Consider the following 20,930-nt stretch of genomic DNA (forward strand, 5'->3'; position numbering starts at 1 on the left):
AATGACTAAAATCAGAGTTCATGAATACGCGAAACAAATTAATAAATCGAGTAAAGAAGTTATAGAGCAACTAGGAAAGTTGAATATAACAGTAACGAATCACATGTCTACGCTTGAAGGAGATGCTGTTAGTAAATTAGACGGCATTTATAAAAAAGGTGGAGCTGGAAACAACTCTAATTCACAACAGTCTAAACCTGCTAACCAAGGACAAAGACCAAGTAATCAGAACCAGTCTAGACCAGCTTCACAAGGACAGCAAAGACCAAATAACCAAAACCAGTCTAGACCGTCTTCACAAGGTCAACAAGGACAACAAAGACCAAGTAATCAGAACCAATCTAGACCAGCTTCCCAAGGTCAACAAAGACCAAATAACCAAAATCAATCTAGACCATCATCACAAGGGCAATCACGTCCATCAAATGCTGGTCAATCTCAGCAAAGACCAGGAAGTCAGTCAAATACTCAAGGTTCTAATACTCAAGGTTCAAACAATCAACCAAAGAAAACCTTTACTAATAATAACAAGCCAGGTGGACAAAATCGTCCGGGTGGCCAAAACCAAAACAGACCAGGTGGACAAAACAGACCAGGTGGCCGATTCAACAAGCGTAGAAAAGGACCAACTACTCCTGTTCAACCACCAGTTCCAAGAAAAGAAAGAGAACTTCCAGAAAGAATTACCTTTACGGAATCTCTTACAGTTACAGAGCTAGCGAAAAAATTAGGTCGTGAGCCTGCAGAAATCATTAAAAAATTGTTCTTACTTGGTGTAATGGCAACAATTAACCAGGAACTTGATAAGGATGCAATTGAACTTATTTGTGCAGACTACGGTGTAGAAGTGGAAGAAGAAATTAAAATCGATATTACCGATTTAGAAGTTCATTTCGAAGCTCCTGTTGAAGAAGATGCTGCTAACATGGGTGAACGCCCACCAGTAGTTACAATCATGGGACACGTTGACCATGGTAAAACAACTCTTCTAGATTCAATTAGACACACTAAAGTAACTGCTGGAGAAGCAGGTGGTATCACTCAGCATATCGGTGCATACCAAGTGGTAGACAATGGCAAAAAGATTACTTTCTTAGATACTCCAGGACATGCTGCATTTACAACGATGCGCGCACGTGGAGCGAAAATAACTGATTTGACCATTTTAGTAGTAGCAGCTGATGATGGTGTAATGCCTCAAACAGTAGAAGCTATTAACCATGCCAAAGCAGCGGAAGTTCCAATTATCGTAGCAGTTAACAAAATGGATAAACCATCTGCTAATCCTGATCGCGTAATGCAAGAGCTTACAGAGCACGGTTTAGTACCAGAAGCATGGGGTGGAGACACAATCTTCGTACCAATTTCTGCTTTAAAAGGTGATGGTATCGACAACCTACTTGAAATGGTTCTACTTGTTTCTGAGGTTGCAGAGCTTAAAGCTAACCCAAAACGTCTTGCTTTAGGAACAGTAATTGAAGCTCAATTAGACAAAGGTAGAGGTTCTGTTGCAACGTTATTAGTTCAAGATGGTACATTAAAAGTTGGAGATCCAATTGTAGTAGGGCATGCTTTTGGGCGTGTTCGTGCAATGGTCAATGATTTAGGTCGTCGTGTGAAAGAGGCAGGTCCTTCTACTCCTGTGGAAATTACAGGATTAAACGAAGTACCACAAGCAGGAGACCGTTTCGTTGTATTTGAAGATGAAAAAACTGCTCGTCAAGTAGGGGAAACACGTGCTTCTCATGCTCAAGTGAGCCAACGCTCTGAAAAATCACGAGTAACATTAGATAACTTGTTTGATCAAATGAAACAAGGTGAAATGAAAGAACTTAACCTAATTGTTAAAGCAGACGTTCAAGGTACTGTGGAAGCAATGGCAGCTTCACTTATGAAAATCGAAGTTGAGGGTGTAAATGTACGTATTATCCACACGGGTGCAGGAGCAATTACTGAATCAGACATTAGTCTTGCAGCTGCTTCCAATGCAATTGTAATCGGATTTAACGTTCGTCCAGATACAAATGCTAAACGTGCAGCAGAACAAGAGGGTGTTGACATTCGTCTTCACCGTATTATCTACAAAGTAATTGAAGAAATCGAAGCTGCAATGACAGGCCTATTGGATCCAGAATTCCAAGAGAAAATCATTGGTCAAGCAGAGATTCGTGAAACCTTTAAAGTTTCTAAAGTAGGAACTATCGCAGGATCCTATGTAACAGAAGGTAAAATTACACGTGATAGCGGAGTGCGAGTAATTCGTGATGGTATCGTTATTTTTGAAGGTGAATTAGATACGTTAAAACGCTTTAAAGACGATGCAAAAGAAGTTGCAAAAGGCTACGAGTGTGGGATAACGATTAAAAACTTTAATGATGTAAAAGAAAACGATATTATCGAAGCTTACATTATGGAAGAAATTAAACGCTAATGATTGTCTATGCAGAGTGTGAATTTCTTATTCCTACTGCACATTCATTGAAAGAAAAACGAGCAGTTTTACAACGAATGCTCACTAGAACCAAACAAAAATTCAATGTTTCTGTTTCAGAGTTAGATCACCAGGATGTGTGGCAACGTACCAAAGTTGGAATAGTTGCCATTGCTTCTGACAAGCGTGCGGTCGAACGCGAGCTAATGATGGCCATTAGGTTTTTAGAATCTAACCCTGAATGGGAATGTATTGAAATCAACAAAGAATATTTATGATGAAAATGAGGTGTAGCAATTATGTCAATGCGTGCGAACCGAGTTGCCGAACAAATGAAAAAAGAGTTAGGTGAAATCATAGGACGTAAATTAAAGGATCCTCGTATAGGATTTGTAACAGTTACAGATGTAGCAGTTACAGGAGACCTACAACAAGCGACTATTTATATTACCGTACTAGATGGAGACCGTAACGATACCTTAAGAGCTTTAGACAAAGCTAAAGGCTTCATACGTTCGGAAATAGGACAGCGTATTAGATTACGTGTAACGCCAGAATTATTATTTGAGTTTGATGAATCTGCAGCATATGGAAATCGTATCGATAATCTATTAAGACAGATTAACCAATCTTCAAATGAGGAATAACACATAATACAAAGAAGTCTGCTTAAATTGAGCAGACTTCTTTCGTGTATTTTGAAAAATGGGGTGAGCATGATGTATGAAGGAATATTGCCTTTATGGAAAGAAAAAGGAATGACCTCACATGACTGCGTTTTTAAATTACGCAAAATATTGAAGATGAAACGGATTGGCCATACAGGAACATTAGATCCAAGTGTAGAAGGTGTATTGCCAATTTGTCTTGGTCAAGCTACTAAAGTATCCGAGTATATAATGAATGAAGGAAAAACCTATGTAGCTACTGTAACGATAGGCTCATCTACGACTACTGAGGATGCAGATGGTGATGTAGTAAAGGTAGATTCAAGTGAAAAACAATTCTCTATAGATCAAATAAAAAGTGTCCTTCAACAGTTGACTGGACAGATTACTCAAACTCCTCCAATGTATTCTGCGGTAAAAGTGAATGGTAAAAAGTTATATGAATATGCCCGCGAAGGTAAAGAGGTAGAGCGACCTAGTAGACAGGTGACTATACATTATTTAAATCTTTTAGACGAAGATGATTTTTTTTCAGGTCAAGAAATTTCCTTTCAAATAGAAATTGGTTGCAGTAAAGGTACATATATACGTACACTTGCAGTACAAATAGGTGAACTTTTAGGTTATCCTGCACATATGTCTTCACTTGTTCGTACAGCATCAGGGAACTTTAATAAGTCACATTGTTTAACCCTTCAAGAGGTACAAGAAGCTTTAGAAGAGGGTGTATTGGATAACAATATATTACCTATTAAGCATGCACTCGCTAAATGGCCATCTGAAGAAATGGATGAGTCGTTAAAGAAATGGATTGCGAATGGAGCCGTCTTAGAGTTACATCCTCTCCTCAATACCAATGACAAAGTTGTTTTTACAGAGGAAGGGCAACCAGTTGCAGTTTATATTAAACATCCAACAAAAAATGGTATGATGAAACCAGAAAAAATGTTTTCATCAGAAAAAGGAGTATAATATGAACGTTTATCATTTATCTTATCCAAACCATTTATATAACATAAAGAACAATGAAGGATTTTCCCTAGCAATCGGCTTTTTTGATGGTGTTCATTTAGGTCATCGAGCTGTCATTCAAGAAGCCTTGGACAAAGGGAATAAAATGAATTTAAAAACAGCTGTAATGACATTTGATCCACATCCTTCTCTTGTTTTAGGTGGAAGGAAGGAACAGGTATTTTATATAACTCCCTTGGAGCAGAAAATCGATATTTTGGAACAAATGAACGTAGATACACTGTTTGTAGTGAGATTTACATCTGACTTTGCAAAGCTAACTCCAGTTGAATTTATAGAATCTTTCATTAAACGAGCTAATGTAAAGCATGTTACTGCTGGCTTTGATTTTTCTTTTGGTGCTTTTGGTAAAGGGACAATGAAGGATATGGCGGATCTTTCTGCTGGAGAGTACTCTGTTTCTGTAGTAGGTAAACAAGAAATGGAAGGCGATAAAATTAGTTCTACCAGAATACGTGGAGCACTTAAAGAAGGTAACGTGGAAGACGCAAAAGAACTTTTAGGTCGCCCATTTATGCTTACAGGCGTCGTGGTACATGGTGATAAGCGCGGAAGAACGATTGATTTTCCTACTGCTAATATACAACCAAAAGAAGGTCAGTTTATACCGGCTATAGGTGTTTACGCAGTGAAGATACGCGTGCAGGAACAATGGTATGAGGGAGTGTGTAATGTAGGATATAAGCCTACATTCAATAATCCGGATGAAAAAAAATTGTCTATTGAAGTACATATCATTAACTTTGACCAATCTATTTATGGTGAAGAAGTGGCAGTCCATTGGTACAAGCGCATACGTGCGGAGCAAAAATTCAGTGGAATTGTAGAGCTTAAAGAACAAATCGGCAAGGATAAGCAAGTTGCTATTGATTACTTCAAATTATAATTTTTGAACCAAATGTTTCAGACAAACTGCTACTATGTTTGGAGAAGAAGCGTCTATAAAAGTTGCTTCACGTAACAGATTATGCTATTCTTTATAAGTACAAAATGTACTTAACCTTTCCTTGGCTTTTTCGATTCTCCAACGATTGCTCAGGAACAGGGGATATTAAGAATATTAGGAGGAAACCTACATGGCAATTACACAAGAACGCAAAAACGAACTAATCGCTGAGTACAGAACTCACGAAAGCGATACAGGATCTGCAGATATTCAAATCGCAATCCTTACAGAAGAGATTAACTCTTTAAACGAACATTTACGTACACATAAGAAAGATCATCACTCACGTCGTGGTCTATTCAAAATGGTTGGACGTCGTCGTAACTTATTAAAATACTTACGTGAAAACGAAGTACAACGTTACCGTGAACTAATCGCAAAACTTGGTTTACGTCGATAAGATACACCTAGGAAAGCGGGATTTATCCCGCTTTTTCTATTGGTATAAATTTTAATATATTAGGGAAAATATTATATATTAGTATTAGCAAGTAATTTCTGTTTTTTTAGTAAAATATTTCGCATAGTTCCGATATTTTTGATACACTACTTATGATACATATAACCACTATAGCGCGCTAAACATTAGACTGCGTTATATTTCAAGTTGTATAGAAATAGTAGATGATTTGTGAAAGTGTGCACTTCTAATGAGAAGGAATCTTTCTTAGGATTGTCGAAAAATTTATTATAGCTAATTAAAAAGAAGTTTTTTGAAGTTGAGAGGAGTCCAGATTAATGAGTGAAAAGAAAGTATTTACACACGAATGGGCAGGCCGTCCATTGCAAGTAGAAATTGGACAACTTGCAAAACAAGCGAATGGGGCAGTTCTAGTAAGATATGGTGATACTAGCGTATTATCCGTAGCGACTGCATCTAAACAACCAAAGAATTTAGATTTCTTTCCATTAACAGTGAACTATGAAGAGAAATTATATGCCGTTGGTAAAATTCCTGGTGGGTTTATTAAGCGTGAAGGTCGTCCTTCTGAAAGAGCGATTTTAACAAGCCGTTTAATCGACCGTCCAATTCGCCCATTATTCCCGGATGGCTTCCGTAATGAAGTTCAGGTAATCTCTATTGTTATGTCAGTAGACCAAAACTGTTCTTCTGAGATGGCTGCAATGCTAGGTTCTTCTTTAGCACTAAGTGTATCCGACATTCCGTTTGATGGACCGATTGCAGGTGTTCAGGTAGGCCTAATAGGGGATGAGTTCATCATTAACCCAACGGTAGACCAAATGGAAAAGAGTATTTTAGATTTAACTGTAGCTGGAACAAAAGATGCGATTAACATGGTAGAAGCAGGAGCTAAAGAGGTTTCTGAGGAAGTCGTTTTAGAAGCAATTATGTTTGGGCATAGTGAAATCGTAAAATTGATTGAATTCCAAGAAAAAATTGTTGCAGAAATCGGTAAAGAGAAAAAAGACATTCCTTTATTTGAACTAGACAAAGAACTTTTTGGTGAAATTAAAGAACTATGCGAAGCTAAGCTAGTACAAGCTATCCAAGTACAAGAAAAGCATGCTCGTGAAGATGCAATATCTGAAGTGAAAAATGAAGTGTTAGAGCAATATAAAGAAAAAGAAGCAACAGATGAAACGTTGAAACAAGTGCGTGAAATTCTGGATGCTATGGTTAAAGAAGAAGTGCGTCGCTTGATCACAGAAGAAAAAGTACGTCCGGATGGTCGTGGTGTAGCTGAAATTCGTCCATTATCTTCTGAAGTAGGTGTTTTACCTCGTACGCATGGTTCTGGTCTATTCACACGTGGACAAACTCAAGCTTTGAGTATTTGTACATTAGGACCGCTTGGTGATGTGCAAATTATTGATGGTATTGGCTTAGAGGAATCTAAACGCTTTATGCACCATTATAATTTCCCACAATTCAGTGTGGGTGAAACTGGTCCAATCCGTGCTCCTGGTCGTCGTGAAATTGGTCATGGTGCCTTAGGTGAACGTGCATTAGAAGCAGTTATTCCAGACGAAAATGATTTCCCATATACACTTCGCTTAGTTGCTGAGGTGTTAGAATCAAATGGTTCTACTTCACAAGCAAGTATTTGTGCTTCTACCCTTGCTATGATGGATGCTGGTGTTCCGCTTAAAGCTCCAGTTGCTGGTATAGCAATGGGACTTGTTAAAAAAGGAGAGCATTACACAATCCTAACTGATATTCAAGGAATGGAAGATCACCTTGGGGATATGGACTTTAAAGTAGCAGGTACTTCTAAAGGGATTACAGCACTTCAAATGGATATCAAAATAGACGGATTATCTAAAACAATTTTAGAGGAAGCTCTTGAGCAAGCTAAAATTGGACGTATGCAAATTTTAGAAAGTATGCTTGCTACTATTGGTGAGCCACGCCAAAGCTTATCTAAATATGCACCAAAAATTACAGTTATTAAGATTAATCCAGATAAAATCCGCGATGTTATCGGACCGGGTGGTAAACAAATCAACAAAATCATTGATGAAACTGGCGTAAAAATTGATACAGAGCAAGATGGTACAATTTATATCGCTTCAGCAGATGAAGAAATGATTGCTCGTGCAAAACAAATTATTGAAGACATCGTGCGTGTAGCTAAAGTAGGAGAATACTACTTAGGAAAAGTGAAACGTATTGAAAAATTTGGTGCATTTGTTGAAATCTTCAACGGTAAAGATGGCTTGCTTCATATCTCTGAAATTCAAGAAGAACGTACGAAAAACGTAGAAGACGTTCTGAAACTTGGCGACGAGCTTTTAGTAAAAGTTATTGAAATCGACAACCAAGGCCGCGTTAACTTATCTCGTAAAGTAGTAATTAAAGAAGAAAAAGAACGCGCAGAACAACAAGATAACTAATAATTAAAATATACGTAAACAAAAGGTTGTCCGTAGATCCAATCTACGGCAACTTTTTTAAATAACTAAAGAAAAGCGCAACCGCCTGTCTCTGCCCCGACAGGCAAATGGAAAAAAGCGAGGAGGCAGCTCTACAGCCACCGCAGTATTTTCCCATTTGACCCCGAGGGGAAAGGCGGTGGAGCTAGACATAATAGAAAAGCGCAGGCGCCTATTACTGCCCCGACAGGCAAATGGGAAAATGCGAGGAGGCAGCTCTACAGCCACCGCAGTATTTTCCCATTTGACCCCGAGGGGCAAGGCGGTGGAGCTAGACAACAACCAGAAAAGCGCAACCGCCTGTCTCTGCCCCGACAGGCAAATGGGAAAAAGCGAGGAGGCAGTTCTCAGCCACCGGAGCTTTTAACCATTTGACCCCGAGGGGCAAGGCTGCTTGCGCTACAAATAAAAAATAAATGAATAGATTAGATAGAGGTGCTATATTGATAAAGAAGAAAACGTGTAAGAATGGGTTGCGTATAGTGCATGAGCATATTCCACATGTGCGATCTGTTGCAGTAGGCATATGGGTTCAGGCTGGATCAAGATATGAATTGCCAGAGGAAAATGGGTTAACTCATTTTATTGAGCATATGTTATTTAAAGGCACTAATACTAGAACAGCAAGACAAATCGCCGAAGAGTTCGATCGTATTGGTGGAAATATTAACGCCTTTACTTCAAAAGAAAATACTTGCTACTATGCAAAGGTTCTCGATCACCATGCAAAATATGCTGTTGAGATACTTTCAGATATGTTTTTTAACTCCACATTCGATCCAATCGAATTAGATAAAGAACGACAAGTAGTATTAGAGGAAATCAAAATGGTAGAAGATACCCCTGATGATATCGTACATGAGTATCTATGGCAGGCTATGTTCCCAAATGATCCTTTAGGTGCTCCTATATTAGGAACCGAAGATACATTAAATACATTTACAAGGGAATCCATCATATCTTATATGGAAAAACACTACACACCGAAAAATATTGTAATTTCAGTAGCAGGAAACATTTCTGAGGATCTATTAGGCTATATAGAGTCATTGTTTGGTGATTTTAAGCAACCAATCTTAGAGGTGGCACAATTTAGCACACCTGTTATTAAACCTGTGTATACGGAAAGCCATAAAGATACAGAGCAAGCCCACTTATGTTTAGCTTATCCTGGGCTTAGTGTGAAGGCGGACAATATATACAGTCTTGTAGTGTTGAATAATATACTTGGTGGAAGCATGTCCTCAAGACTTTTCCAAGAAATTCGAGAAGAAAAAGGGCTAGCCTATTCTATTTACTCATATCATTCGTCATATGAAGATACGGGAGTTGTTGCCATTTATGGCGGAACCTCTTGCAATCAATTAGAAGAATTAAAGAGCTCTATTAATGAAACGATTCAAACTGTCTTGGAGCACGGCTTTACGGAGACAGAAGTTTCAAACGCTAAAGAACAGCTTAAAGGAAACCTTTTGTTAGGACTGGAAAGCTCAAACTCTAGAATGAACAGAAACGGTAAAAATGAATTATTATATGGCAAGCATCGCTCATTAGATGAAGTAAGCGATTCAATTGATGAAGTTACTTTGGAGTCCGTAATGGACCTTACAAAAGAAATATTCTCTCATAAGCCTGCTATTTCTGTAATTATGCCTAAAGACGTCGAGTGTTAATCGACGTCTTTTTTATTTTTTTAAAAGCTTTGTTAAAGTTATTGGTTGTTTAGATTAACAATTTTTTATAGTGACTGTAGACATAAACACAGGAACTTTCAAATGGCTATTAAGAACATAAATAGTTATGAAATTGGGGTTGGTGACAGTTATTCAGGTTATTTATGCGAGTAAATTTTTTAGCGATCGATGCTAAAGCTGTTCCATTTATTGATTGGAGCGCCAGACGGCGACTCCTATGGGATGGGTGATGGCTTATCGCTCACCCCGAGGAAAGCGTCCGGCTGGTGCGAAAAATCAACTCTACTCTCTGATTTAAGATTTATTCATATCCTCTCCTGTAGTTACGCTAGGAGCCCATTATTTTAATGGGTTTTTAATTCACTTTGTTTTAAAGATGGCATATACATAAGTAGAGATTAAATGAGGAGGGGACAGATTGTTACTTTCGGAACTTGCAGAAAAAGAGCTTATTCAAGTGAAAGATGGATCGAGATATGGAAGGCTGGCAGACACTGAATTATTATTTAATCCACAAACGGGTAAAATACTTGGGTTTGAATTATATCAAAAATCTTCATCTTTTTTTCAATCCAATAAAGCTCCTAGGAGAAAAGAGTTTATATCCTGGGAAGAAATAATTCTTATTGGTAAAGATCGAATTTTGTTCAATGAAACTGACTCTTCGATAGAAACAAGTGTATACCCATGAAGAAAAAAATTGCAATTATCGGAACAGACCCACGCTTAAATTTTTTGCAACAATCTGTGTCTGACTATTTAGATACTCAATTGTATCCAACGATGACATGGGATACAGAACTCAGAGAAACTATTTTTGCATATGAACCAGAGGTTATTTTTTTACCGATTCAACCAATCCAAACAGATTGCTCCTTGGAATTGCCTCCCAGTTGTCAAACCCTTTTTATAGGTAAAACAAACGAAAGCATTGATAGGGAATCTAAAAAAGATACTATTCAGCCCTTTTATTATTTAGAGGACGAAGAATGGATTTGGGAAAATGCCAACCTCACTGCTGAGGGCTTTATCAATTATTTTTACTTATATGAAAAACAAGCAATTTATAACAAAAAATTCATCATTACCGGATACGGAAGGGTAGGTAAAAGATTAGCACTTGCTTTGCATCATTTGGGAGCCGAAGTTATTATCTCTGTTAGATCGGAGCTTCAACTTTACGAAGCTAAAAGCTCTGGCTATCAAATAGTAACCCTTGATAATGTTTTGGACCAGCAAGGTAAGGACGCCTATCTGGTTAATACAATCCCTACCAAGTGGTTAAAGAATGAAAATGCAGCCTCTTTCAATCGAGTTTTTGACCTCGCCTCCAATCCGGGCTGTCTCTTGGATAACGAAAATAACATCCCTCTGAATTACAGTCTCTCCACCAGCTTGCCAGGTATGTACTTTCCGCAAGATGCAGGACAATTACTTGCCAGGTCTGTTTTGAAGCATCTTGCTTTTTAGAGGAGGAAAAATAGTGTTAGAAGGTCTACGTATTGGTCTAGGAATCACCGCTTCTCATTGTACGTATGAGGAAGTGATACCAATGATTAAGCAATTTACGGATGTTGGTGCGACAGTTGTGCCAATCATCACTTTTTCAGTTTTAACAGCTGCTACTCGTTTCGGTACAGGAGAAGAGTGGGTAGAAAAAATAGAGGCAGCTAGTGGCAATAAGGTAGTTTCCAAGATAGTAGAGGCAGAGCCTTTTGGTCCAACTAATCCACTAGACTGTATGGTTATTGCACCAATGACGGGTAACTCCATAAGTAAGTTAGCTAATGCACAAACAGACTCACCTGTATTAATGGCTGCAAAGGCCACCTTGCGTAATGGTAAGCCTGTGGTGCTAGGTATATCCACAAACGATGCATTAGGCTTAAATGGAACGAATATTATGAAGCTGCTCACTACAAAAAATATTTATTTTATCCCCTTTGGTCAAGACAATCCATATAAAAAACCTAATTCTTTAATTGCAGATTTCACAAAAATTGTACCTACTGTTGAACACGCAATAAATGCAAAGCAAATTCAGCCTTTACTCATTGCCTATCAATTATAAATATTAAAAATAGTGTATTATTATTTAATTTATGATACAATATCGCCAATATGTTTTGATTTTTGAGAGGAGAGCTTTGCATGTCAAAAAATTATACAACAGCTATTGTAGGAGCTACAGGTGCTGTAGGTCAAAAAATTATAGAGCAACTAGTTAAGAGAAGCTTTCCTTTTTCTACCTTGAAGTTATTAGCTTCCAAAAAGTCTGCAGGAAAACAGATTGATATTGACGGGAAAATTTATACAATAGAAGAAGCTACACCAGAAGCTTTCGAAGGTGTTGATATAGCATTTTTTTCTGCGGGGGGCTCTATTTCAAAAGCATTGGCTAAGGAAGCTAGTAAGAGAGGCGCTATAGTAATAGATAATACGAGCGCATTTCGAATGGATCCGGATGTTCCGCTAGTAGTACCAGAAGTAAATAAATATGCTTTAAATGAGCAGCAAGGGATTATTGCTAATCCTAATTGTTCTACTATTCAGATGGTTGTTGCATTAGAACCAATTCGTAAGCATTATGGGCTATCAAAGGTCATCGTTTCGACTTATCAAGCAGTATCAGGAGCTGGGGCTGCAGCTATTCAAGAATTGACAGCTCAAAGTGAGAGAATAATAGAAAGACAACCAAATCCTGAAGTTTTACCTGTAAAAAGTGCAGAGAAGCATTATCCAATTGCAGGTAACGTAATTCCTCAAATTGATGTCTTTAATGAAGATGGTTTTACATTTGAAGAGCACAAAATGATGAATGAAACAAAAAAAATTATGTCACTTCCAGAACTTTCGATTGCTGCTACCTGTGTAAGGGTGCCGGTTGTAACAGGACATTCTGAATCGGTGTATATCGAGGTAGATCAAGAGAATGTATCCGTTTCTGATATTAAACAATTGTTATCTGAAGCAGAGGGAATAGTACTTCAAGATAATCCGAATGAGCAACAATACCCTATGCCTTATTTCTCAGAAGATGAAGATGCAGTTTTCGTTGGACGTATTAGAAAAGATCCTTCAAACGAGTATGGTTTCCATATGTGGATTGTTTCTGACAATCTATTAAAAGGTGCTGCTCTAAACTCCATTCAAATTGCTGAAGCATTAATCGAAGAAAAAATATTGTAAGCAAGAATAGTTTTTAGCTTGTCTAAGAGGTCGCTTGTTTGTGGGGGGATCGATAAGGAACCACCCATCACTTCCAAGTGGTTGTGGTGTTAAGCTTTCTCTTATCCCTACTTGTGGCACCGCTTGCCTTTAATAATGATAAAATATACTCCATTAAATATATTTAGATTTTTAGAGAGAGTTTTTTCTCTATTCATTTGGAAAAGCGCTAGCAGCCTTGCTCCACAGGTCAAATGGATATAAGCTGCTCGTCGCAAACTAAAACGTTTGCGGTGGCTGAGGAACTGCCTCCTCGCTTTATCCCATATGCCTATCGGTTCAAACATAGGCGCCTGCGCTTTTCTTATTGTCTAGCTCCGGCGCCTTGCCCCTCGGGATCAAATGGGAAAACAGTGCTCCTGCGCAAGCTCGTCGCAAACAAAAGCGTTTGCGGTGGCTGAGGAACTGCCTCCTCGCATTTCCCCATTTGCCTGTCGGGCAAACATAGGCGCCTGCGCTTTTCTATTAAATATAGAGAATTAAATAAGAGGTGTGGTTGAATGAATATAGGAAATGTTTCTACAGCAATGGTTACACCGTTTAGTTCAGACGGTTCTATTGACTATCATAATACTGAAATACTTATTGAGCACTTGCTTTCGAATGGAACTGATTCTCTTGTAGTTAGTGGTACGACTGGGGAATCTCCGACATTATCAACAAATGAGAAATTAGAACTTATACAATTTGTAGTGGAAAAGGTTAATAAAAGAGTACCAATCATTGCTGGTACTGGAAGCAATAATACAGCTGCATCCATTGAGCTTTCGCAAAAGGCGGAAGCGCTCGGAGTAGATGCTTTGATGATAGTGACTCCTTATTACAATAAGCCTAATCAACGAGGAATGATTGCCCATTTTGAGGCTATTGCTTCAGCTACTACGCTTCCTATTGTTGTTTATAATATCCCTGGGCGATCAGTAGTCAATTTGGAGCCAGAGTCGGTTATTTCCCTTAGTAAGATACCATCCATTCAAATTGTAAAAGAAGCTAGCGGCAGCCTGGATCAGATGACCAAAATCTTAGCTGGAACAAATGAGGATTTCCTTGTGTACAGCGGGGACGACGGCTTAACCTTACCTTTACTTTCAATTGGGGGGAAAGGAATTATTTCAGTCGCTTCTCATGTTATTGGTAACGAAATGCAGGAAATGATACAGCTGTTTCACCGAGGGGAACATGCTAAAGCTGCTAAAATCCATCAACAAATCTTGCCAGTCATAAAGGCATTATTTCAACATCCGAATCCTGTAGTTGTAAAATATGCACTTTCTAAAATTGGCGTAGAGGTTGGCTCCTTGAGACTTCCTTTAGTTGAGATGAACAAGGAAGAGAAGCTAGATTATGATCGTATTTGGGATAAATTTTTGGAAACGAAATAATGAGATGAGAAGCTGGAGTTCTAACTTCAGCTTTTTTTATTTGTGTGAAACGGTGACGTCCGATATAATAAAAAATAGTGGATGTTGGTCGGGTTAACAATTAGGAGGAAAAGAATTGGTAAAAGCTAAAAATGAACTTATACGTATTATACCGCTCGGCGGAGTTGGTGAAATAGGAAAAGCAATGTACGTAGTAGAAATAGACGATGAAATATTTATAGTAGATAGTGGACTTATGTTCCCAGAAAACGAAATGTTAGGAATCGATATAGTTATTCCAGATGTTACGTATTTAGAAGAAAACAAGGATCGTGTTAAAGGAATATTTTTGACGCATGGACATGAAGACGCAATTGGTTCTATTGCTTACTTACTGCAAAAGATTCAGGCGCCTGTATATGGATCTAAGCTGACGATTGCTTTAGCAAAAACGCATGTAAAGGCTATGCCAGTTAAACAACAAATAAAGTACTTTGAAGTTACAAACAAAAGTCGTATGAACTTCCAAAATACACACGTAACTTTCTTTCATACCACACACAGTATTCCAGACTCTTTAGGTATCGTATTCCATACATCTGAAGGTGCAATTGTGCATACTGGTGAATTTAAATTTGATCAGTCTGCTAGAGGGAAGTACCGTCCTGATATTGCTAAAATGGCTGGCCTGGGTGAAGAAGGCGTATTTATATTAATGTCTGATTCAACAGAAGCAGAAAGACCCGGACACACAACATCAGAGGCAGTAATCGAAAACCAATTATCTGAAACATTCCACGCTGCTAAAGGACGTATTCTAGTATCTTTATATGCATCCAACTTTATAAGAATTCAACAAGTGCTAGACAAAGCAACGGAAACAGGAAAAAAAGTTGCTATTGCAGGCAAAAGCTTGGAAAATATCTTTGCAATAGGGTTAGACCTAGGTTACTTTACGGTGGCAGAGGACACAATCATACCTATAAAGGAAATCTCTAAGTATAACGATGAACAAATAGTAATCATTGTATCTGGTAATCAAGGAGAACCTTTAGAAGCTTTAGAGAAAATGGTACGTAAGCATCATAAAGATATTAAGATTAAAGATACAGATACCGTGTTAATAACATTTACACCATCACCAGGTATGGAGGTTGGCGTATTTAATACGATGAACCTGATTGCCAAGGCCGGTGCCAAAGTGTTGACTTCCAGTAAAAATGTCCATGTATCTGGGCATGGAAGTCAAGAAGATTTAAAAATGATGTTAAATTTAACAAAGCCTAAATACTTTATCCCAATTCAAGGGGAATATCGTATGCTTATTGCTCACTCTAAGTTAGCCCAAGATATCGGGATGTCTAAGTCAGAAATCTTTATTGCTGATAAAGGCGACATCGTGGAATATAAAAATGGGAAGATAAGAATGAGTGGAAGAGTACAAGCAGGTAACGTCCTGATCGATGGCATTGGTGTAGGGGACGTAGGGAATATTGTTTTAAGAGATCGTAAGCTATTATCTCAAGATGGAATATTCATTGTAGTTATTACACTTAACCGTGCACAAAAGAAAATAGCGTCAGGGCCTGAGATTCTTTCTAGAGGGTTTGTATATGTAAGAGAATCCGAAGAGTTGATGGACGAGTCAGCTAAGCTAGTAAGAACAATTGTTGAAAAATATGTGAATAAAGAAACGTTTGAATGGACAAACATTAAACAAGAAATCCGTGATACGCTAAATTCATATTTATTCCAACAAACGAAGAGACGTCCGATGATTATTCCAATTATCATGGAATATTGATATCTAAAAATCAGGATTTCCTTTCCCCAGTGGAAGGAAATCTTTTTTATCTTTTTAAGCTGTTATATTTTACCTGTTAGGGACATCCTAATAGAGAATACTTAATGCAAAGCAGGTGATATTCTTGGCAAAGAAGAAAACAAAGAAAAAAGTTAACAAAAATAAAAGTAAGAAGAAATCCCTTCATCCTTTAATGTTTGAAATAATAGGGCTTCTCATATTGGGAATCGCAGTTATTTCATTCTTTGAATATGGCTTAGTTGGAGAAGTACTCGCTTATATTGGGTATTTTTTATTTGGAAATTGGCATATCGCGATACCATTTATGTTCGTAATTTATGCTCTTATTATAATGATCAAACAATCCTTTCCACCGTGGAATCATCGCTTGTTATTAAGTGGAGCCTTTATTTTAAGCAGCTTACTAATATTTAGTCATTTAGCACTTTTTGAGCAACTGTTTGAGGGCAAGGCACTGATGACGAACTCTGTTCTAAGGGAAAGCTACAGGGTCTTAGTAGAAAGTGGAGGTATTACGAATAGAAGCAGTTCTCTAGGAGGAGGTATGATTGGGGCTATTCTGTTTGCCTCATTCCATGTGTTGTTTGACTCTGCTGGTGCAAAAGTTATTAGCTGGCTACTATTATTAATTGGTATCGTTCTTTTGACAGGAAAAGCACTTGTACCTTATTTGGTAGAAGTATCTCCTAAGATGGCTGAAAGCTTTAAGAACCGACCAAAAGCTGAAAAGAAAAAGCCTTCAACGGAGCAGAAGAAGGTTTCGCGCAGATCTCGTAAAGATGCAGTACAAGAAGAGTCGGAGCAAGCTGTTACCATACTTGACTCCAATCATCCGCCACAAGAAGAACCAGAAATCCCATCTTCTCCGATTATCTCTGCTTTTACAGAGAGAATCACAAGAAAAGAGGAGACAAATGAATCGACAGAACCAACAGAACCTATTGAGATTAATATGGATGCGGATGAACTGGAAAACGAAGATTATCAGTTACCGAGTATTAATCTATTAGATTCTCCAGAGCACAATGATCAAAGTGGAGAGTTAAATGCAATTCAAGCTAATGCTAAAAAGCTTGAGCAAACGTTCTTAAGCTTTGGGGTAAAGGCAAAAGTTATGCAAGTCCATTTAGGGCCTGCAGTTACTAAGTATGAAGTACTACCTGACGTAGGAGTGAAGGTTAGTAGAATCGTAAGCCTTCACGATGATTTAGCCCTTGCTTTAGCGGCTAGAGATATCCGAATTGAAGCCCCAATACCAGGGAAGTCTGCTATAGGGATAGAAGTACCAAACAAAGAAGTAGCAATCGTAAGCTTACGAGAAGTACTAGAGGCAAAAGAGAATAATAAGCCAAGCCAAAAACTATTAATAGGTTTTGGTCGTGATGTTACCGGACAGGCAGTATTAGCCGAATTAAACAAAATGCCTCATTTACTTGTTGCCGGTTCGACAGGTAGCGGGAAAAGTGTATGTATAAACGGAATTATAACAAGCATTATGATGCGAGCAAAACCGCATGAAGTTAAAATGATGATGATTGATCCAAAAATGGTTGAGCTTAACGTCTATAATGGGATTCCCCATTTGTTAGCACCCGTAGTTACGGATCCAAGAAAAGCATCCCAGGCATTGAAAAAAATTGTTTCTGAAATGGAAAGAAGATATGACTTATTTTCCCACACAGGGACGAGAAATATCCAAGGCTACAACGACCATATAGAAAAATGGAATGAAGAAAATGAAGAGAAGCATCCGAAACTTCCATTTATTGTAGTAATAGTCGATGAGCTAGCTGACTTGATGATGGTAGCTTCAAGTGATGTAGAGGATTCTATCACACGACTCGCTCAAATGGCCCGTGCAGCTGGAATCCATTTGATAATAGCGACACAAAGACCAAGTGTAGATGTTATTACAGGAATCATTAAAGCTAATATACCTTCAAGAATTGCATTTGCGGTATCTTCTTCCATAGATTCGAGAACTATTTTGGATATGGGTGGAGCAGAAAAACTTCTAGGTAGAGGGGATATGCTCTTCCTACCAGCTGGCAGCTCTAAGCCTGTTCGTGTACAAGGCGCCTATTTGTCAGATGCCGAAGTAGAGAGAATCGTCGATTTTGTAATTGAGCAGCAAAAGGCAAACTACCAAGAGGAAATGATTCCAGATGAAGTGGAAGAATCTCAGGAGCAGTTAGATCTAGATGAACTGTATGATGACGCTGCACAACTAGTCATGGAAATGCAAACAGCTTCAGTTTCCTTGATCCAAAGACGCTTCCGTGTTGGATATTCTAGGGCTGCACGTATTATTGATCAGCTTGAAATGGGTGGAATCGTAGGACCATACGAAGGAAGTAAACCAAGACAAGTGTTAATATCAAAACAAGATTACGACCAAGATCCATTGTAAAAAAATGTGCTAACCATTTATGAGGAATAACATATGCAAACATACTAAAGATAATCGAGAAGCTCTATACTCGATTATCTTTTTTTAATTACTAAAGAAAAAATAATTTATTTTTTTAAGACACTACAAACATGCGTAAGCAAAGCAGAGTGGTTATCGTGCATTCCTGGAAGGTGACCACCAAAAGTTGGTAAATGTAAAATGCTTCTAAGAAAAATTTGTTTTTAAAGATTTAAAACAGTAAGGCTAAATAAAATTTATTACTATATTTTGAATGTAATTTTTATATATAATTCCTTTTTTTTACTACGATGTGAAGCAATTTAAAACACTGACAAAATTCAGTGTTTTCAAGGGTTTTTATCAATTAGTATCACACATTAAGAGATATATTATGACAAAATGATTACATTTATGTATTAACAACGTAAAAACAAATAAGAATTTCGTAAATAAAGTATTTATTTAAAAGATTAAAAGTGGTATAGTATGTACTGATTAGTAGGAAAGTTTTACATCAGAGGTCTGATCTCTTCATAATGGTGGTGTTTTAAATGACAATAAAAATGGATCAAAGGCATTTATACCTACAAGTAATCGATCGTCTTAAACAAGACATTGAAAAAGGGATTTTCAAAGAAAAGGAGAAATTACCTTCTGAATTTGAATTGGCCAAGCTTCTTGGGGTAAGTAGAGCAACTTTACGAGAAGCTCTGCGAGTGCTAGAGGAAGAAAATATTATCGTAAGAAGACATGGTGTAGGAACCTTTGTTAACTCAAAGCCTGTTTTTACATCAGGGATTGAACAACTCTCAAGTGTTTCGGCGATGATTAGAAACGCAGGGATGGAGCCTGGTACTATTTACCTTAGTTCAATGGAATCAGAAGCATCTGAAGATGATGCAAAACGATTCCAGTGTGAGGAGGATACGACCGTTGTTACAATGGAGCGGGTCCGAACTGCAGATGGTGAACCAGTGGTATATTGTATCGATAAAGTTCCACAATATTATTTACCGGCAGATTTTCTTATAAGAAAAGAAGGCTCTATTTTTACAGCATTGGAGGAATCAGGTGATATAAGGATTTCGCATGCGGTTACCTTCATTGATCCAGTGGGATATCATGAAGTAGCTTCACCAACCTTAAATTGTGATCCAGAGACTTCGTTGCTGATTTTAAAACAATTGCATTATGATGAGAATGATCGTGTAGTTTTATATTCGAAAAATTATTTTCGAGCAGACAAATTTAGCTTTCATGTAGTTCGGAAAAGGGTGTAAAAAAGTAGTTCCTGCTAAGAAGAAGAAAAATAATGGGGGTTTTCAAGTTGACGAAACGTAAATTTGGTTTAGGCTTATCACTTGTTTTAGCTGCTGGTACAATTCTTGGAGCATGTGGTTCTAAAGATGAGGAAACAAAAAAAGACGAAGGTTCTAATGCTGGTACTGGAACTGAAGAAACAGCAGACATCTCAATCGCAATGGTTACAGACGTCGGTGGAGTAGATGATAAATCATTCAACCAATTAGCTTGGGAAGGTATTGAAGCATTCGGTAAAGAGCATGGTCTTAAAAAAGGCGATGGCGGTTACGATTATTTACAATCACAATCAGATGCAGATTATATCAACAATATTACTAACTTAGTTCGTCGTGACTTCGACATAGTTTATGGTATTGGTTTCTTGATGGAAAAGCCTATCACTACAATTGCTGAACAGCAAAAAGATGCTCAATTAGCAATTATTGATGCGGTAGTTGATGCTCCAAACGTTGCTTCTGTAATGTTTAAAGAACAAGAAGGTTCTTACCTTGCTGGAGTAGCAGCAGCATTAATGTCTGAATCAAAACAAATTGGTTTTGTTGGTGGAATGGAAATTCCTGTTATTGAACGCTTTGAAGCAGGTTTCCTTGCAGGAGTTAAAGCAGTTGATCCATCTATTAAAGTAGATGTTCAGTATACTGGTAAATTTGACGATGCAGCTCTTGGTAAAACAACAGCAAATCGTATGTACTCTTCAGGCGTAGACATTATTTTCCACGCAGCTGGTGGAACTGGTAATGGTGTTTTTGCAGAAGCTAAAGAACGTAAAACAAAAGATAAAGATGCTAACGTATGGGTTATTGGAGTTGACTCTGACCAATACGAAGAAGGAGCAGTTGGCGACACTAATGTAACGCTTACTTCTATGCAAAAACGTGTTGATGTAGCAGTACAAAACATTGCAAAAGAAACAATGGAAGGGAAATTCCCAGGTGGTAAAACGGTTACTTACGGTTTAGCAGAAGAAGGTGTTCAGCTTGCTGATTCACGTGGAGCTATTCCTGAGGATGTTTTAGCGAAAATTGAAGAATATTCTAAAAAAATCGCTTCTGGTGAAATCGTAGTTCCTGAAACTGTAGAATAATTTGACTTAACATCATAAAGGCCGACTTGC

17 protein-coding genes are annotated in these 20,930 nt (G+C 37.9%); all 17 read left to right on the plus strand.

Annotated features, from left to right (window positions below; genetic code table 11):
- Position 1 precedes the first annotated feature (1 nt).
- The 17 genes from infB (at position 2) to HF876_RS03405 (ending at position 20,900) form a co-directional block, all read left to right on the plus strand.
- Positions 2 to 2,431 carry a translation initiation factor IF-2 gene (infB, locus tag HF876_RS03325; protein WP_169358631.1) on the plus strand — a complete coding sequence of 810 codons (2,430 nt, stop codon included), beginning with the start codon at positions 2 to 4 and terminating at the stop codon, positions 2,429 to 2,431.
- Complete coding sequence (locus HF876_RS03330; protein WP_169358632.1) at positions 2,431 to 2,709, plus strand: DUF503 domain-containing protein; 279 nt, start codon at positions 2,431 to 2,433, stop codon at positions 2,707 to 2,709. Before infB ends, HF876_RS03330 begins: the two co-directional genes overlap by 1 nt.
- A gap of 21 nt (positions 2,710 to 2,730) precedes the next feature.
- Entirely contained in the window at positions 2,731 to 3,078 is a 348-nt protein-coding gene (gene rbfA / locus HF876_RS03335) for a 30S ribosome-binding factor RbfA (protein ID WP_169358633.1), read from the plus strand.
- 72 nt (positions 3,079 to 3,150) lie between these two features.
- On the plus strand, positions 3,151 to 4,071 hold the full coding sequence (gene truB, locus HF876_RS03340; protein ID WP_169358717.1) for a tRNA pseudouridine(55) synthase TruB: 921 nt from the start codon (positions 3,151 to 3,153) through the stop codon (positions 4,069 to 4,071).
- 1 nt (position 4,072) lies between these two features.
- Positions 4,073 to 5,017 carry a riboflavin biosynthesis protein RibF gene (gene ribF / locus HF876_RS03345; RefSeq protein WP_169358634.1) on the plus strand — a complete coding sequence of 315 codons (945 nt, stop codon included), beginning with the start codon at positions 4,073 to 4,075 and terminating at the stop codon, positions 5,015 to 5,017.
- 190 nt (positions 5,018 to 5,207) lie between these two features.
- Complete coding sequence (rpsO, locus tag HF876_RS03350; RefSeq protein ID WP_169358635.1) at positions 5,208 to 5,477, plus strand: 30S ribosomal protein S15; 270 nt, start codon at positions 5,208 to 5,210, stop codon at positions 5,475 to 5,477.
- A gap of 338 nt (positions 5,478 to 5,815) precedes the next feature.
- On the plus strand, positions 5,816 to 7,933 hold the full coding sequence (pnp, locus tag HF876_RS03355; protein ID WP_169358636.1) for a polyribonucleotide nucleotidyltransferase: 2,118 nt from the start codon (positions 5,816 to 5,818) through the stop codon (positions 7,931 to 7,933).
- A gap of 482 nt (positions 7,934 to 8,415) precedes the next feature.
- Positions 8,416 to 9,645 carry a M16 family metallopeptidase gene (locus tag HF876_RS03360; RefSeq protein ID WP_169358637.1) on the plus strand — a complete coding sequence of 410 codons (1,230 nt, stop codon included), beginning with the start codon at positions 8,416 to 8,418 and terminating at the stop codon, positions 9,643 to 9,645.
- Positions 9,646 to 10,084: 439 nt separating this feature from the next.
- The gene (locus HF876_RS03365; RefSeq protein ID WP_169358638.1) at positions 10,085 to 10,357 is read left to right on the plus strand and encodes a YlmC/YmxH family sporulation protein; all 273 of its coding nucleotides are present in this window, start codon (positions 10,085 to 10,087) and stop codon (positions 10,355 to 10,357) included.
- Complete coding sequence (locus HF876_RS03370; RefSeq protein ID WP_169358639.1) at positions 10,354 to 11,136, plus strand: NAD(P)-dependent oxidoreductase; 783 nt, start codon at positions 10,354 to 10,356, stop codon at positions 11,134 to 11,136. The genes HF876_RS03365 and HF876_RS03370 overlap by 4 nt, the downstream gene beginning before the upstream one ends.
- Before the next feature lie 13 nt (positions 11,137 to 11,149).
- Positions 11,150 to 11,737, plus strand: coding sequence for a dipicolinate synthase subunit B (locus tag HF876_RS03375; RefSeq protein ID WP_169358640.1), 588 nt, complete (start codon positions 11,150 to 11,152; stop codon positions 11,735 to 11,737).
- Positions 11,738 to 11,817: 80 nt separating this feature from the next.
- Positions 11,818 to 12,855 carry an aspartate-semialdehyde dehydrogenase gene (locus HF876_RS03380; protein WP_169358641.1) on the plus strand — a complete coding sequence of 346 codons (1,038 nt, stop codon included), beginning with the start codon at positions 11,818 to 11,820 and terminating at the stop codon, positions 12,853 to 12,855.
- A gap of 539 nt (positions 12,856 to 13,394) precedes the next feature.
- A complete protein-coding gene (gene dapA, locus HF876_RS03385) occupies positions 13,395 to 14,276 on the plus strand; it encodes a 4-hydroxy-tetrahydrodipicolinate synthase (protein ID WP_169358642.1) in 882 nt (293 codons plus the stop codon).
- Between the two features lie 115 nt (positions 14,277 to 14,391).
- Positions 14,392 to 16,059, plus strand: a complete 1,668-nt coding sequence (locus HF876_RS03390; protein ID WP_169358643.1) for a ribonuclease J — start codon at positions 14,392 to 14,394, stop codon at positions 16,057 to 16,059.
- A 124-nt stretch (positions 16,060 to 16,183) separates the two neighbouring features.
- A complete protein-coding gene (locus HF876_RS03395) occupies positions 16,184 to 18,490 on the plus strand; it encodes a DNA translocase FtsK (protein ID WP_169358644.1) in 2,307 nt (768 codons plus the stop codon).
- A gap of 554 nt (positions 18,491 to 19,044) precedes the next feature.
- Complete coding sequence (locus tag HF876_RS03400; RefSeq protein ID WP_169358645.1) at positions 19,045 to 19,773, plus strand: GntR family transcriptional regulator; 729 nt, start codon at positions 19,045 to 19,047, stop codon at positions 19,771 to 19,773.
- Positions 19,774 to 19,820: 47 nt separating this feature from the next.
- Entirely contained in the window at positions 19,821 to 20,900 is a 1,080-nt protein-coding gene (locus HF876_RS03405) for a BMP family lipoprotein (protein WP_169358646.1), read from the plus strand.
- Positions 20,901 to 20,930: the final 30 nt, after the last annotated feature.

The organism is Psychrobacillus sp. BL-248-WT-3 (genome assembly GCF_012843435.1).
Classification (GTDB): domain Bacteria; phylum Bacillota; class Bacilli; order Bacillales_A; family Planococcaceae; genus Psychrobacillus.

What these genes read in the sequence shown, in the direction of transcription:
- infB (WP_169358631.1), top strand. Translation starts at nt 2, where the DNA reads ATGACTAAAATCAGAGTTCATGAATACGCGAAACAAATTAATAAATCG.
- HF876_RS03330 (WP_169358632.1), top strand. Translation starts at nt 2,431, where the DNA reads ATGATTGTCTATGCAGAGTGTGAATTTCTTATTCCTACTGCACATTCA.
- rbfA (WP_169358633.1), top strand. Translation starts at nt 2,731, where the DNA reads ATGTCAATGCGTGCGAACCGAGTTGCCGAACAAATGAAAAAAGAGTTA.
- truB (WP_169358717.1), top strand. Translation starts at nt 3,151, where the DNA reads ATGTATGAAGGAATATTGCCTTTATGGAAAGAAAAAGGAATGACCTCA.
- ribF (WP_169358634.1), top strand. Translation starts at nt 4,073, where the DNA reads ATGAACGTTTATCATTTATCTTATCCAAACCATTTATATAACATAAAG.
- rpsO (WP_169358635.1), top strand. Translation starts at nt 5,208, where the DNA reads ATGGCAATTACACAAGAACGCAAAAACGAACTAATCGCTGAGTACAGA.
- pnp (WP_169358636.1), top strand. Translation starts at nt 5,816, where the DNA reads ATGAGTGAAAAGAAAGTATTTACACACGAATGGGCAGGCCGTCCATTG.
- HF876_RS03370 (WP_169358639.1), top strand. Translation starts at nt 10,354, where the DNA reads ATGAAGAAAAAAATTGCAATTATCGGAACAGACCCACGCTTAAATTTT.
- HF876_RS03380 (WP_169358641.1), top strand. Translation starts at nt 11,818, where the DNA reads ATGTCAAAAAATTATACAACAGCTATTGTAGGAGCTACAGGTGCTGTA.
- dapA (WP_169358642.1), top strand. Translation starts at nt 13,395, where the DNA reads ATGAATATAGGAAATGTTTCTACAGCAATGGTTACACCGTTTAGTTCA.
- HF876_RS03400 (WP_169358645.1), top strand. Translation starts at nt 19,045, where the DNA reads ATGACAATAAAAATGGATCAAAGGCATTTATACCTACAAGTAATCGAT.